A 13,483-nucleotide genomic window follows, 5' to 3' on the forward strand; every position below is an offset into this window, starting at 1 on the left:
GACCCTGCGGGGGGCAGGCGGCAGGTATGGATCAGTCGAAAACGCCCGTACTGGACGCATTGGCCTCCTACCACGCATCCGGCCAGACACCGTTCACCCCGCCCGGACACAAGCAGGGACGCGGGGCGGACCCCCGGGTGCGCGCCGTACTCGGCGACGCGGTCTTCCGTTCGGACGTCCTGGCCACCAGCGGTCTGGACGACCGCACCTCCTCCCACGGGATCATCGAGGAAGCACAGGCGCTCATGGCCGAGGCCGTCGGCGCCGAGCACGCCTTCTTCTCCACCTGCGGCAGCTCGCTGTCCGTGAAGTCCGCCATGCTCTCGGTCGCCGGCCCGCACGAGGAGCTGGTGATCGGCCGCGACGCGCACAAGTCGGTGGTGTCGGGTCTCGTCCTGTCCGGCATCCGTCCCGTCTGGGTCGATCCGCAGTGGGACGCCGACCGCCACCTGGCCCACCCCCCGGCCGCCGACGCGTTCGAGGAAGCGCTGGCCGGGCACCCCGACGCACGGGGAGCACTGGTCACCACCCCCACCCCCTACGGAACCTGCTCGGACCTCTCCGCCATCGCCGAGGTCTGCCACCGCCGCGGCGTCCCCCTCATCGTCGACGAGGCGTGGGGTGCCCATCTGCCCTTCCACCCCGAGCTGCCGACCTGGGCGATGGACGCCGGAGCGGACGTGTGCGTCACCTCGGTGCACAAGATGGGCTCCGCTCTCGAACAGAGCTCGGTCTTCCACCTCCAGGGCGACCTGGTGGCCCCCGAAGTGCTGAAAGGCCGTGAGGATCTGCTGGGGACCACCAGCCCCTCCGTCCTCGTGTACGCGGCCCTCGACGGCTGGCGGCGCCAGATGGTCGAGCACGGCAAGGCCCTCTACGACGACGCGCTCGCCCTCGCCGAGCGGGTCCGTGACCTGATCTCCCGTATCGACGGCCTCCACGTCCACGGCCGCGCCGACTTCTGCGGCCCCGGCAAAGCCCTTGATCTGGACCCCCTCCAGATCATCATCGACATCAGCGCCTGTGACGTCACCGGATACCGGGCGGCCGACTGGCTTCGCCGGAACCACCGCATCAACCTCCACGTCTCCGACCACCGTCGGATCAGCGCCCAGCTCACCCACGCCGACGACGACCACACGGCGGACATCCTGCTCACCGCGCTCACCGACTTCGCCACGCACGCGCCCCGGCTGCGCACGGGGCAGCCCGTCGATGTCCCCTCGCCCGCCGAACTCCGCCTGGAGCAGGCGGCTCTGCCGCGCGACGCGTTCTTCGGACGCACGGAGCAGGTCCCTTGGGAGCGGGCCGAAGGACGCATCGCCGCCGAGATGCTCACGCCGTACCCGCCCGGCATCCCCGCCGCCATGCCCGGTGAACGGCTGACGATGGACGTGCTGCGCTACCTCCGCACCGGCGTCGAGGCCGGCATGGTCGTGCCCGATGCCGTCGACACCGACGCGAGGAGTGTCAGGGTTCTGCGCGAAGAAGTCTGAACCTCACCGAGAGGGTGAGATTCGGGGCTGGTGCACGCTCAGCCGCTTCTGCCGGCCAGCAGCCGTTCGAGCGGCCAGGTCGTGACCAGCCGGTCCGAACCGAGGCCGATCCGCGCCGCGCGTGCGTAGCCCGAGCTCTGCCAGCGCAGCTGATCGGGGGCGTGGGCGTCGGTGTCCACGGCGAACCGGCAGCCCGCGGCGGCGGCCTGCACGAGCAGGTCGTCCGGCGGGTCGCGTCGCTCCGGCCGGCAGTTGATCTCCACCGCGGTGCCGGCCTCCGCGCAGGCGGCGAACACGGCCTCGGCGTCGAAACGGGACTGCGGTCGCCCCCGGCCGGTGATGATCCGTCCCGTGCAGTGTCCCAGCACGTCCACGCGCGGGTTGCGCACCGCGGCCAGCAGGCGGGCGGTCATCGGTCCGGGTTCCGAGCGGAGCTTGGAGTGCACGGAGGCCACCACGATGTCGAGCCGGCCCAGCAAGTCCTCTTCCTGGTCGAGTGAGCCGTCCTCCAAGATGTCGCACTCGATTCCGGTCAGCAGCCGGAAACCGGGGCCCAGCTCGGAGTTCACGGCCGCGACGGCCCGTAGTTGCCTTCTGAGCCGGTCCGGACTCAGCCCGTGGGCGATCGTCAGCCGCGGTGAGTGATCGGTCAGAACGGCCCACCGGTGGCCCAGAGCACGGGCGGCTTCGGCCATGTCCTCGAGCGGGCTCCCGCCGTCCGACCAGTCGGAGTGCAGATGGCAGTCCCCGGTGCTCGCGGCCGCGAGGGCCCACCCGGCTCCGGCGTCCGTATCGGCTTCGGCCTGCAGGCGGGCCAGGTAGCGCGGTACGGATCCGGTCGACGCCTGCGAGATCACCTCGGCGGTGACCGGGCCCACCCCGCGCAGCCGTCGCACCTGCTCGGTGTCCACGGGGCCCGGGGGCAGGTCCCGGACGGCCTCGGCCGCCGTGTGGAAGGCCCGCACCCGGTACGGGGAGGCCCCGCGCCATTCGAGGAGGAAGGCGATCCGGCGCAGAGCCTCGTCCGGGGTCATGGCAGGGGGGTCCCGCCGGTGGCGTTGACGATCTCACCGGTGATGTACGAGGCCTGGTCGGAGGCGAGGAAGACGTACGCGGGTGCCATCTCGGCCGGCTGAGCGGGCCGCCCCCACAGCGACCGTTCGCCGAACCTCGTCGGGTCGGGCATCGTCGCGGGGATGAGCGGGGTCCAGACCGGTCCGGGGGCCACGGCGTTGACGCGGATACCGCGCTCGGCCAGCATCTGGGCCAGGCTGTGGGTGAAGGAGATGATCGCGGACTTGGTCATGGCGTAGTCGAGGAGGTGCGGGCTGGGCTGGTAGCCCTGCACGGAAGCGGTGTTGATCACGCAGGCGCCGCGCGGCATGTGGGCCAGCGCGGCCTTGGTCAGCCAGAACATCCCGTACAGATTGGTCTTCATCACCCGGTCGAACTGCTCGGTGGTGATCGCCTCGATCCCGTCCGGCTGCGCCATCTGATAGGCGGCGTTGTTGACGAGCACGTCGATGCCGCCCAGTTCGCCCGCCGTCCTGTCGGCGAGGGCGGTGCACTCACCTTCGTGCCGAAGATCGCAGGCGACGGCCACCGCCGTGCGACCGGCCTGGCGGATGAGGCGGGAGGTCTCCTCGGCCTCCTCCGTCTCCTCGGCGAGGTGGGTGAAGACGACGTCGGCTCCCTCGCGTGCGAAGGCCAGACAGACGGCCCGGCCGATCCCGGAGTCTCCGCCGGTGACCAGCGTCCTGCGGCCGTGCAGCAGGGCGTGGCCCCGGTAGGTGTCTTCGCCGTGGTCGGGGCGGGGGTCCATCGCCTCGGTCGAGCCGGGGTGGTCCTGATCCTGCTCGGGAAACGGGGGCCGGGGGTACAGCTGCGCCGGATCGATGAGCTGGGGCTGCTCGGGGGAGGACATCGCTGTCTCCTTCCGGCACGGTCGGCCGGGGCGACGGTCAGGAAGAGGGCGGGTAGGGGGCGGCCTTGAGGCGGCGCGCGAGGTGCGCGGTGTTCGCGGCGAGGGTCCGGGTCGTCGCGGCGGTCTTCTCGGGAGTCTTGTCGAGGTCCTGGTAGTCGGTGCCCTGCATGGCTTCGCCGACCCAGTAGGTGACCGCGTTCGGCGCGAGGGAGAACCCCACATCGTTGAGGCCCTGGAAGAGTTCGGCGCTGACATGGTGGGCGCCGTCCTCATTGCCGACGACGCACACGGCCGCGGCCTTCCCGTAGGTGAGCATGCGGCCCTCGTCGTCGCTCTCGCCCAGTTCGGCGTCGAGGCGCTCCAGGACGCGCTGGGCGATGCTGGAAGGGTGGCCGAGCCAGATGGGCGTGGACAGGACCAGGATGTCGCAGCCCAGGATCGTGTCGCGGATCTCCGGCCAGGCGTCACCGCTTCCCATGTCGACCTCGACACCCGGTCTGACGTCGTGGTCGGCGATCCGGATCACCTTCCCGGTGACACCGTGCTCGGCGAGGGCCTCCATGGTCTGCTCGGCCAGCAACTGGGAGCTGGACTGCTTCGGCGACGGGGACAGGGTGCAGACCAGCGCGACGGCGCGCAGCGGCGTGGTCTCGGTCGTGGTGTCCATGTGGTCCGGCTACCCCGATGTCTCTCCCGTATCCCGACGTTCGTGCTGGTAGCCCCCGGCGCAGCGTGCGATCGGCCGAACGCCGGCCCCCGGAGGCGGCCGTCAGGGGCGCGACGAGGGGGCGGGTCCCAGGGGGAGGATGAGGGTGGGGCGGCGGCGGCCGACTCCCCGCCGGCGTTCTGGTCGCCGTGCGTGACGACCACGTCGGCGGCGCAGATCCGCAGCCAGGGGTCCAAGAGGCCGTTGACCCTCAGCTCGGTGAGGAGGATCTCGTGCAGGCGGAGCCAGATCGCCGCCGGAGAAGCCAGGGCAGTCCTGCCATTAAAGTCCGATGATGATCTCCAGGGCGCCCGCCAGGTCGTCGGCGATCAGCCCGCCAGCCCCTTCAGATCTCGCGGACACCACTGCGCGCCGACCGCCGTCGTCGGCGCACAGGCAGTACCCCCCGCGAGCAGGTGATCACTCGAAGCCATGACGTCGACGACAGCCAGGGCCGCTGACGTGTTGGGACCAGGGCAGATCTTCAGACGACTGCAGCCGACACCCGCTCGGCGGCCACCGCCGCATCAAGTCATTCTGAAACGATCAGTTAGAAGACGCCTCCGCGCTGTCCTGGTCTGCGGCCACGCCCGTCAGGGGACGCCAGGGTGTCGCCGTAGATGTACGCGGTGCGGATGTGCCCGTCGCGGGCGTGGACGACAACCTGTGCCGGGGTGTGCTCCTTGGCGCGCTGGCGGGCGGCGGCGATCGCCTCCTGCTGAGTGCGGTGCGGCTCGTGCAGCAGCCGACGTCCCTCTCTGGCCTCGACCTGCCACTTCACGCCTGCTGCCGCCGCCCGCTCGCCGGACGGTTCGACGTGGTAGACGGTCCGTTTCGCTGCCATGATCCTGCTCCTCGCCTAAGCCGTATTTGAGGACGGCTTGGCCGATTGCGAAGGGGCCGAGCTGTTAGAGAGCGCCAGCGCTGTGACATCTGACTTCATCCGGTCCGGTGACGCCTTCCCGTGGATCGGTGGGCAGTTCCTGGTGCCAAGGCCCACTACCGGCGCCGCCGTGACCAGGGCGACTGGCACGCGTCAGCCCAGCGGAACCTGTTCCATCGCATGATCGGCCAGTTCTATCACTGCCTCCGGCACGGCCACCGCTTCGATGAGGCCGCGGCCATTCCACCAGCGTCTGCCCTGACGGTGGCCGACTAGCCGCTTCGCTACTGCTCCCGTCAGCCGAACGAGCCGTCTTCGCGGACCGTGAAGAAGGCACAGCCGTCGTGCTCGAAGCGCACCTGCCCATCGGACGTCGACGCGGCGTGGGTGCAGGCTCCCCAGTCACCACCCAGCTCGCCGCTCAGCGCGACCCAGAACCGGCGCCCGCCGCACTGCTCGTCAAACCACTCATCCCGATAATCGGGACCTCGGCCCATGACCCACCAGACACCATCCGCCCCGTTCGCTCTCGAACGGACCCGATCGACGAGAGCCGACTTTTCAAGGAGGATCCCATCGGCATGTACCGATGACGCTGAGGAGCCCTGTGATCACGCAAGGAGTACAGGTCACAGGCCGGTGTGATGCCTGCGGAGGCGTGACGACCTGCGATGTCGGCCAGTTCTTCGACCACGGCATGCTCTGCTGGGGCACCGAAGGACGCTGCGCGGACTGCCCGAATACGTGGTGCGAGCAAGACAGCGGACCCGTCACACCCGAGAACATCCGACAAGCTCTGCTACAGACGCATGGGACGGCGCGGCTTCGCCTGTCCGAAGACATGCCGAACATCGTTCCCGTGCTGCAGGCCCTCCGAGACGCACGGGGACGATGCCTTGGCGATGTACGAGCTCAGGCCAAGCAACTCGCCGAGAACGGTCTCACCGGCACACTCGTCGAGATGGAGGTCCTGGCGATTCACCTTCGGGTAAGGGCCGTCGAGGTGATCGTGGCACCAGCTGAGTGATCTCATCCGGACCGCACCTGATGCGGCTGGACAACGGCATTGAGAAGTCTGTCAGGCGGACTTCCGGCGCCGGGGCACTGCCGCCTTCGTCGGAGCCTCCTCGCCTACGGGTCCGGCGGGCGCGCGATGTTCTGCCCTGGCGCTGACCACCGCATGGAGGTCTTCGGTGTAGTCGTCGGTGAGGGTGTCGCAGAGGTCGGCCAATTACTCAACGGCCATGAAGGCCTTGAAGGCAATGAGGGCCATAAGGGTCATGAGTGCGAGGGCGCCTTCGATCCCCTCCTCGCTCACTTCGACCTCGGGCGAGGCAAGCTCTACATCGACGCCAGCAGCGTCGACCCCGTCTTTGGCGCCGCACTCTCAAAACCTCCTCACTCTGTTGCGAATCGGAGTGACTGGGGCGAGCAGTAGTCGGTCCGCTCGTTTCCAAGAATCCCCATCACGAAGCCCACTGGCGCCGTCGACCGATGGAGGCACTGCGCGCCGGCGTCGAGCAGGCTCGCAGTCCGAAGGCCACCGGCGAGAAGGCCGGCGCCGCCCATACCGGGCGCGGGTAGAAGCCTGCCGCGAAGAAGCGCACCGGCACTTCGGGCGCCGGGTCGCTTCAGTCGCTGACCAAGGCCGAGCTGTACAAGAAGGCCACCAAGGCCGGCGTCAGAGGGCGCTCCAGCACGACCCAAGAACCAGCTCGCCGACAACGCCCTCGCCAAGTCCCGCGAAGGCCGTCGCAGCCGGCCCTGGCGTGTCGTCCGCGCGCGATCCGGACCGGGGCCCAGCTGGTCGACTGCCCGCACCGGCGCCCCCACGACGCGCTGTCACTGCTGGCGCTCAGCCGCGATCGTCCGGCGCGCGGCGTTCTAGGCGTCTGCGGGGGTGGACCGTTCACCTGCTGTGTGCGTGGGGGCCGGCCCGTGCCAGTCCAGGCACAGGACGGTGGCGTCGTCCTTCGGCGGGTGGCCCCCGTAGGCGTCGGTGACAGCGCCGACCAGGGTGCGCACGACCTCGCGGGGGTGTTCGGCTTCGGTCTTGCGCAGGAGAGCGGGCAGGTCCACCACGTCGGCGTCGCGTTCCTGCATGCCGTCGGTGTGGAGCAGGAGGCGGTCACCAGGGCGCAGGTCGAGGTCTTGGACCTGGTAGGCGCCTTGGGAGGGGATCCCGAACGGCAGGTTCACGGCCAGGGCCAGCTCGGTGACCGCACCGTCGCGCAACAGGTAGGGCCGCGGGTGGCCGGCGTTGACGAGCTGGGAGCGGGTGCCGTCGAGCGCGATGCGCAGCAACTGTCCGGTGGCGAGGCTCTGGTGGCCGTGGTCGAGGAGGGCCTGGTGGATCTGGCGGGCCTGTTCCGCGAGGCCGGCGCCGGCGCGACGGGCGCCGCGGGAGGCGTTGACGAGCAGGGTGGCCATGAGTGAGGCGCTGACGTCGTGGCCCATGGCGTCGGTGATCGACAGGTGCAGGGTGCGGGTGTCCAGGCTGTAGTCGTAGGTGTCGCCCGCGATGTCGGAGGCCGGGACCAGGGCGCCCGCCAGGGTGAACTCGGGGGCCTCGCAGCAGGAGGCGGAGGGCAGGAGCTGGCGTTGGATCTCTGCGGAGAGGCTGACCGGCCCGGTGCGGTTGCCCCAGTGGTAGAGGTCGGTGAAGCGGCGGTCGGTGACGATGATGTACGCGAGCGCATGCGCGGCTTCATGAACCTGAGTGCGTACCTCTGGTGTGGTGGCCCGGGGGAGGAAGAGCTCCAGGACGCCGATGGTGTCACCGCGGTTGGTGACCGGGGCCAGCACCCGATGCCCGTCCTGGCCGTCTGCGGTCACCACTAGATCCTGGCTGCGCAGCACGTCGTCGTAGATGCTGCTGCCCGCGAGGGGGACTTGTTCTGCAGGCGGTTGCCCGGGCTCGGCGGCTGTGTCGTGGACGCGCAGGAGGCGTCGGCCGACGATGTCTAGGAACAGGAACGATACGAATCGGGCGTCGAAGCGGTCGCGGAGATCGCGTGCCACGACATCGAGGGAGTGCACGGGTGCGGCGTTCTCGGCTGCCTCCAGCACGTAGCTCAGGCCGGTCCGATCACGTGCCACAGCAGTCTCTCCGAGTACAGGCTTCCTTCCCCGGCGGGGAGGCGTGGGCCGCGCGCGGATGGTCAGCACACGCTCCACGCCGCTCAGGCGTAGCAGGCGGGCGACCGGGTGGCTGAGGGCGGCCAGCACGAGGGATTTATCGGCCGCCAGGGCCAGCTGATCCAGGTCCAGCAGGATGTGCAGTCCGGTGGTGTCGCAGAAGGTGACGGCAGACAGGTCCAGGTCGAGGCCGTCGCGGCTGGAGTTCAGAGCTGAGATGAGGTCCCCGCGCAGTCCGTCGCCGTCGTCCATGTCGATCTCGCCGCGTACGCGGGCCAGGACCCGATCCCGCCCGTGCTCGAAGACCACACTGACGAGGGATGGGCGCACGGTGCGGCTGATGTGCTCCGCCGCAATGACGGGCAGCCGGTCGGGAAGAGAGATCATGGTCTTTTCCCTTCACGCTCCGAGACCGCGGGAAGAAGGCCTGGCGGGAGGCGGCGGCATGCTGGACCCGGGGCCGCGCCGGTGCACGGGTCAGCCGGGAGGTTCGAGCTCACGGTAGGCACCGTCCGTGGGAGGGTGGCCGGCCGCTCCGGCCCGTGGGTCGAGGTCGACCAGCAGGTGTAGGAGGTCCGCTACCTCGTGGCGCCCCTCGGCCGGGTGGCGGAAGAGGGTCCCGGGTGCGACCTCGTAGTGGTTGCGGCGGCCCTGGCGTACCCGGGTGAGGTACCCCGCGTTCTCCAGGTCGCGGACGATGGCTCCGGCCGCCCGTTCCGTGAGCCCGCAGCTGTCAGCCAGGTCACGCTGCCGGATCTCCGGATCGCGAAGGATCATGGCGAGGATCCGGGCGTGGTTGGTGACGAACGTCCAGCTGGTCCGAGGCTCGACCTGCTCCATGCCTGAAATTATACGATTTGCGATTCCGGTTTCGCCAGACCGGAACCCAGAATCCTGCAATGCACCTCAACCGGGCGCTGCGTCCTTCGGTACACCGCGCAGAAGCGCTCAGGGCCCCGCCTTACCGATCGTTTCAGGGTGAAGTGTTTGGCCAGGCTGTTGTGCACTGCGAGGATGCGATGTCGACTCGGCGGTGATGGGCAGGACGCATGATGACGCAGTGGCATCTCTTGCGAGGGGACATCCTGATCGGCGAGCTCAGTGAGTACGGCTGCGATCAGCCGTTCTTCCTGGCGCGCTTCACTCCGGGGCCAGGCTGGGAGAGTGTGAGGGCCTTGTGCGAGGCATCGGCGGCCCTTAGCGGGCCGGACCCGGACGGGTCTCGGACCACGGCTGTGCTCAAGCCGTTGCAGGACCTGGAGCTCAGACTGGTTCCTGTTGACGGCCGGCAGCCTTCGTTGCAGGTTCTCAAGAACTGCATGCTGCGCATCGACGGATCCGAGGCTCGCCTCCGCTACTGACGCGGTGGTGGGCGCGCGTGCAGGAGCCGCCGTAGACAGATGAGTCCGCAAGCCAGTTCGAGCAGTCCGCGATGGAGGTCGGCGCGTCGTTCGTACCGGGTGCGGAGCCGTTTGAGCCGATGCAGCGTAACCGCCTGGGGATAAAAGCGCCGGCGCGGGGGAGCGGGCGACGGCAGCGCGGCCACCCGCTCCCACAGGTCGTCAGGAGCAAGATCAGCACATACTCCGGACTCTCTGCCGATCAAGATCGCCAAGTGCAAGTGCTGAGCTCAACTCATTCTGAAACCAGATCCGATGCTCGTGAGGGTGCCAGCAAGCCTCCGGTGTGAGCGGATTCTGTCGACGCCTTCCGCGCTGGCCGGCCCGCTGGAGGTGTCGGGCGGCTGTCCCCCGTGGCGCTGTGAGTCGGGGCCGGGTCAGTCTTTTGCGTCGTTGGGCATGACTTTGGTGACTTTGCCGGTGGGGTCGGTTTCGATGCGGCCGCTCTGGTTGTAGTTGTTCGAGACGTAGATCGACATGTGCTTGGGGTCGCCGAAGGTCGGGTCGTCGCCTGTGACGAGCAGGTACCGCGTCGAGATGTCTTTGACGTTGAGTTCCTTGTCTGCTCGCTTCAGCAGGGCGGGGAGGGCATCCCAGTTGAAGTCGTCCATGCTGAAGGGGCTGTCCATGGGGCCGACGCTGCCGCTGATGATTCCTTTTTCGGGGCCGGTTTCGGGGCGGTAGGTCCAGTTGTCGTAGCGGCTCTTGCTGCCCTTGACCATGACCTGGGCCGAGACGTATTCCGGGTAGACGGTGAGGTCGCATACCTGGTTGGTGCCCGTGGCCTCTTTCAGCGCCTTGAGCGCCGTGCGGATGCCATCCGGGGTCAGCAGGTTGCGCACGGCCGGCTTCCCCTCGTCGTCGCCCGTGTTCGCAGGTACGTCTGCCGCGTTGGAGGCGCTGGGTGCGGGAGTGCGGGAGCCGGACGTGGTCGGGCCGGAGGGCTGGGCGTTCTGGTCCTTGGAGCCGCCGAGGCCGGGGATGAGAGTCCACGCGAGGAGCCCTGCCAGCACCGTCGCGGCCACGGTGGAACCGACGGCGATTCCGCGGGCACGACGCCGGGCCTGTTCGGCGTGCCCTGGCTCGTGCGACCCGTGCGGAGCGATTGGCGGCACGCTGTCCCACGGGGTTGGGCCCGGTGTGGGGTGGGCGGTGGGGCCGGCCGGATAGGACGTCGGCCTGACGGACGGGTGGGACGTCCCTTCGGGTGGCCACGGTGTCGCCGGGCCGAAGCCGGTCGCGGGCGGGGTCGCCGGCGCAGGTGCGGTGGCCGTCGCGGGCGGGAGGAGGTGGTAGGAGGTGGACGTGGCGGCGTCCGAGACTGTGCCGGGGGGCGTGCCCGCGGCGGCTGCGGCGAGGAGTGCGTCCAGAGCGGCGGCGTCGGGCCGCGCCGTGGGGTCCTTGACGAGGACGGCGGACAGTGTTGTTGCGAGCGCCCCTGCCCGACGCGGCGGCGGCAGTGGCTCGCTGAGGACGGCTGCCAGTGTGGCCAGCGTGGATCCCCTGCGCAGCGGGTGCGCGCCTTCCACGGCGACGTACAGCAGCATCGCGAGTGACCACAGGTCGGACGCGGGGCCGCCCTCGTCGCCGGAGATGCGCTCAGGTGCCATGTAGTCGGGGGTCCCGATGATGGAGCCGGTGGCGGTCAGCGCGGTCGATTCCCGGATGGCGGCGATGCCGAAGTCGGTGAGCACGGGACGGCCGTCGGGCCGCAGCAGTACGTTGGCCGGCTTCACGTCCCGGTGCTGGATGCCGGCGTCGTGCGCGGCCCGCAGCGCGGTGAGCAGTTCGCGTCCGAGTCTGGCCGCCGCTACGGGTTCCATGGGCCCGATTGCCAACTGGTCCGCGAGCGAGCCGCCGGTCACCAGTTCCATGACGAGCCAGGGGTAGGTGTCTTCGCCGCCGTCCACGATGTGGTGGATGGTCACGACACCAGGGTGCTGGACCCGAGCGAGCGCCTGTGCCTCGCGCAGCACGCGCTCGCGCAGCATGCGAGCCGCCTGCGGGTCGTACTCGGCGAGCCCCGGGTCGGGTGGGCGCACCTCTTTGAGGGCGACGGCCCGGTCGAGCACGATGTCCCTCGCACGCCACACCGTGCCCATCCCGCCGCCGCCGAGCCGCGTCTGGAGCTCGAAGCGGCCATCGATCACCCGTCTGCCGGGCTCCGAGTCGTTCATGGGCGGGAGCCTACGGTGCGTCGGTGACACGCTGCAGAGCGGGTGGCGGATCGTGCCCCCGGTTCTCTCCTTGACGCCCTTGACAAGGGGCCGGTCACCGGGGGGTCTGTTGGTCGCCCTATTACGGGTGTGATCCGCAGCGGCCTTGACCAGCGGTGACAAGTCCCGGCGATTTCTCACCATGCCCCGCCAGGAGGCAACGCTTCCCGGCTGCGGAACTTAGCGCCCAGCGGCGCTTTCCTGCCCCGGTCAGGACCAAGATTGGAGCGGTTGCCATTCGCGCGGCCAGAGTCTCACCCACGGGATGATCCGAGCCCTCGACGAGTGACCTCCTCTGGTCCAGGGCCTCGCCTCGTTCTTTCAGAACGACTGGGACGTGACTCCGTGCGTGAGAACGGGTTCTGGCTCGCTTTCCGTGATGCGCACGCTGAGTGAAGGCTGACCCTCCGGTCAGGTTCCGGGAGGTTACCCAGGGCTCCGCGGCGGCCGACGCCGGGGCTGCAGGTGCGGGTTGCTCAGCCCCGTGAGCGTCGCGTCGGTCGTGCCGTGGCGGCGTCGGGCGGCCCTGTCCGGCTGGTTGACCTCGGGCGGCTGTCGAGGGCGACGCCGAGCACGTGGACCAGCCGATCTCCGCCCTGAGTCGGGCGGAGACCGGCCACGGGACCGTGACGGCGGGCGCGCGCCGCGGCACCGTGGACGGAGATGGTCACCCTTCCGCCAGTCGCCGCAGCAGCCGTCTGCCGGCGGACCCGGTGAACCACTCCGCATGGCCGACGTAGTAGTCGTACGCCAGGCGGGTGTTCTCCGCCGAGCGTGTGATGCCGTGGAAGTAGCCGAGCTCGGAGAGCGCGAACTCCGCGTGCACCAGCGGCAGGAGCACGGGGAGCGCTGCCGACTCCTGGGCGGTCAGTGGCCGCACGGACCGGTAGCCGTCGAGGAGGGCCACGGCGTCCTCCTCGCGCACGGGGCAGCCCGTCTGCAGCCACTGGACGGCGTTGCGCTCGATGGCCGTGGCCAGGTCGTGAACGGCCGTCGTCCGGTCGCTCATGCCGAAGTCCAGGACGGTGGACACCTCGCCGTCGGCGTCCCACAGCAGGTTCGAGGCGTGCCAGTCGTTGTGGGTCCACAGCGGGACGAGGCCGGGGAGGAGCGGACCCAGCCGCTCGTGCAGCGGCAGCAGGATGCGCTCCGTGTCCTCGCGCCAAGGGAAGATCTTCAGCCCCTCCTCCAGGGCGGGCCGCTCGGCCACGTGACGTTCCAGCGCCTGCAGCGGCTCGTCCGAGGCGAACACCGTGAACGACGCCACCAGCGGCTGCGCCCGACGGCGCGGTGCGTCGAAGCCCTCCGCCGCCAGGTGCAGCCGGGCCAGCGCCATACCGGCCGCCCGCGCGTGGGCGGGGGAGCGGAACGGCGACCAGGACAGCGCGTCCCGGTACAGATCCATGCCGACGCCGGCCGAGTGAACCTCGTACGTCCACTCACCGCGAACGGCCGTGTCCAGCACCTCCACCACCGGGGTGCCGCGGTTCCGCAGGTGACGCAGGAACGCGTGTTCCTCGGCGAGCCCCTCTGCCGTCCGTACGGAGACATGGTGCCGTTTCACGAACAGGCGTCGACCATCCCGCTCCACGACGGCCGCCGCGGACAAGGGGCGCGGGCTGCGCCACACCACGCGCGAGGGCCCGGCCACATCCGTCACCTCCGCGTCGGTGAGCGGCGCCCAGTCCGGCTCCACAGCCTTGGTGCCCATGCCGTGCGC

At 69.8% G+C, this 13,483-nt stretch carries 12 protein-coding genes and 3 pseudogenes; 4 read left to right on the forward strand and 11 right to left on the reverse strand.

What is annotated here, in order from left to right:
* The first annotated feature begins 26 nt into the window (after window positions 1-26).
* Window positions 27-1,496: an aminotransferase class I/II-fold pyridoxal phosphate-dependent enzyme gene (locus AB5J54_RS40905; RefSeq protein ID WP_369149108.1), complete on the forward strand. Its 1,470-nt coding sequence runs from the start codon at window positions 27-29 to the stop codon at window positions 1,494-1,496.
* 38 nt (window positions 1,497-1,534) lie between these two features.
* On the opposite strand, the gene AB5J54_RS40910 is transcribed toward AB5J54_RS40905, so the two are convergent.
* From AB5J54_RS40910 to AB5J54_RS40925, 4 genes are all read right to left on the reverse strand, one after another.
* Window positions 1,535-2,530 (reverse strand): PHP domain-containing protein, encoded by a 996-nt coding sequence (locus tag AB5J54_RS40910; RefSeq protein ID WP_369149109.1) that lies wholly within the window; start codon window positions 2,528-2,530, stop codon window positions 1,535-1,537.
* Window positions 2,527-3,420, reverse strand: a complete 894-nt coding sequence (locus AB5J54_RS40915; protein ID WP_369149110.1) for an SDR family oxidoreductase — start codon at window positions 3,418-3,420, stop codon at window positions 2,527-2,529. Before AB5J54_RS40915 ends, AB5J54_RS40910 begins: the two co-directional genes overlap by 4 nt.
* Window positions 3,421-3,457: 37 nt before the next feature.
* Window positions 3,458-4,087 carry a flavodoxin family protein gene (locus AB5J54_RS40920; protein ID WP_369149111.1) on the reverse strand — a complete coding sequence of 210 codons (630 nt, stop codon included), beginning with the start codon at window positions 4,085-4,087 and terminating at the stop codon, window positions 3,458-3,460.
* A gap of 589 nt (window positions 4,088-4,676) precedes the next feature.
* Window positions 4,677-4,970, reverse strand: coding sequence for a DUF2188 domain-containing protein (locus AB5J54_RS40925; RefSeq protein WP_369149112.1), 294 nt, complete (start codon window positions 4,968-4,970; stop codon window positions 4,677-4,679).
* Between the two features lie 132 nt (window positions 4,971-5,102).
* On the opposite strand from AB5J54_RS40925, the pseudogene AB5J54_RS40930 reads away from it, so the two are divergent.
* Window positions 5,103-5,285: pseudogene (locus AB5J54_RS40930) on the forward strand (IS110 family transposase); the annotation flags it as partial.
* 20 nt (window positions 5,286-5,305) lie between these two features.
* Here AB5J54_RS40930 and AB5J54_RS40935 read toward each other — a convergent pair.
* On the reverse strand, window positions 5,306-5,506 hold the full coding sequence (locus tag AB5J54_RS40935; RefSeq protein ID WP_369149113.1) for a DUF3027 domain-containing protein: 201 nt from the start codon (window positions 5,504-5,506) through the stop codon (window positions 5,306-5,308).
* A 161-nt stretch (window positions 5,507-5,667) separates the two neighbouring features.
* Here AB5J54_RS40935 and AB5J54_RS40940 point away from each other — a divergent pair, with 161 nt between their 5' ends.
* Complete coding sequence (locus AB5J54_RS40940; protein WP_369149115.1) at window positions 5,668-6,036, forward strand: hypothetical protein; 369 nt, start codon at window positions 5,668-5,670, stop codon at window positions 6,034-6,036.
* An 857-nt stretch (window positions 6,037-6,893) separates the two neighbouring features.
* Here AB5J54_RS40940 and AB5J54_RS40945 read toward each other — a convergent pair.
* The 3 genes and pseudogenes from AB5J54_RS40945 to AB5J54_RS40955 form a co-directional block, all read right to left on the reverse strand.
* On the reverse strand, window positions 6,894-8,108 hold the full coding sequence (locus AB5J54_RS40945) for a PP2C family protein-serine/threonine phosphatase (RefSeq protein ID WP_369149620.1): 1,215 nt from the start codon (window positions 8,106-8,108) through the stop codon (window positions 6,894-6,896).
* A 66-nt stretch (window positions 8,109-8,174) separates the two neighbouring features.
* A pseudogene (locus AB5J54_RS40950) lies at window positions 8,175-8,534 on the reverse strand (STAS domain-containing protein); the annotation flags it as partial.
* Between the two features lie 90 nt (window positions 8,535-8,624).
* A complete protein-coding gene (locus AB5J54_RS40955) occupies window positions 8,625-8,987 on the reverse strand; it encodes a helix-turn-helix transcriptional regulator (RefSeq protein ID WP_369149116.1) in 363 nt (120 codons plus the stop codon).
* Between the two features lie 209 nt (window positions 8,988-9,196).
* Here AB5J54_RS40955 and AB5J54_RS40960 point away from each other — a divergent pair, with 209 nt between their 5' ends.
* On the forward strand, window positions 9,197-9,508 hold the full coding sequence (locus AB5J54_RS40960; protein ID WP_369149117.1) for a hypothetical protein: 312 nt from the start codon (window positions 9,197-9,199) through the stop codon (window positions 9,506-9,508).
* Here the strand turns inward: AB5J54_RS40960 and AB5J54_RS40965 are convergent.
* The 3 genes and pseudogenes from AB5J54_RS40965 to AB5J54_RS40975 form a co-directional block, all read right to left on the reverse strand.
* Window positions 9,502-9,633 (reverse strand): annotated as a pseudogene (locus AB5J54_RS40965) (IS5/IS1182 family transposase); the annotation flags it as partial. The gene AB5J54_RS40960 and the pseudogene AB5J54_RS40965 overlap by 7 nt on opposite strands.
* A 291-nt stretch (window positions 9,634-9,924) precedes the next feature.
* The gene (locus tag AB5J54_RS40970; RefSeq protein WP_369149118.1) at window positions 9,925-11,724 is read right to left on the reverse strand and encodes a protein kinase; all 1,800 of its coding nucleotides are present in this window, start codon (window positions 11,722-11,724) and stop codon (window positions 9,925-9,927) included.
* Between the two features lie 706 nt (window positions 11,725-12,430).
* Complete coding sequence (locus AB5J54_RS40975) at window positions 12,431-13,474, reverse strand: phosphotransferase enzyme family protein (RefSeq protein ID WP_369149119.1); 1,044 nt, start codon at window positions 13,472-13,474, stop codon at window positions 12,431-12,433.
* Between the last annotated feature and the right edge of the window lie 9 nt (window positions 13,475-13,483).

Source organism: Streptomyces sp. R44, assembly GCF_041053105.1.
In the GTDB taxonomy this organism is placed as follows: Bacteria; Actinomycetota; Actinomycetes; order Streptomycetales; family Streptomycetaceae; genus Streptomyces.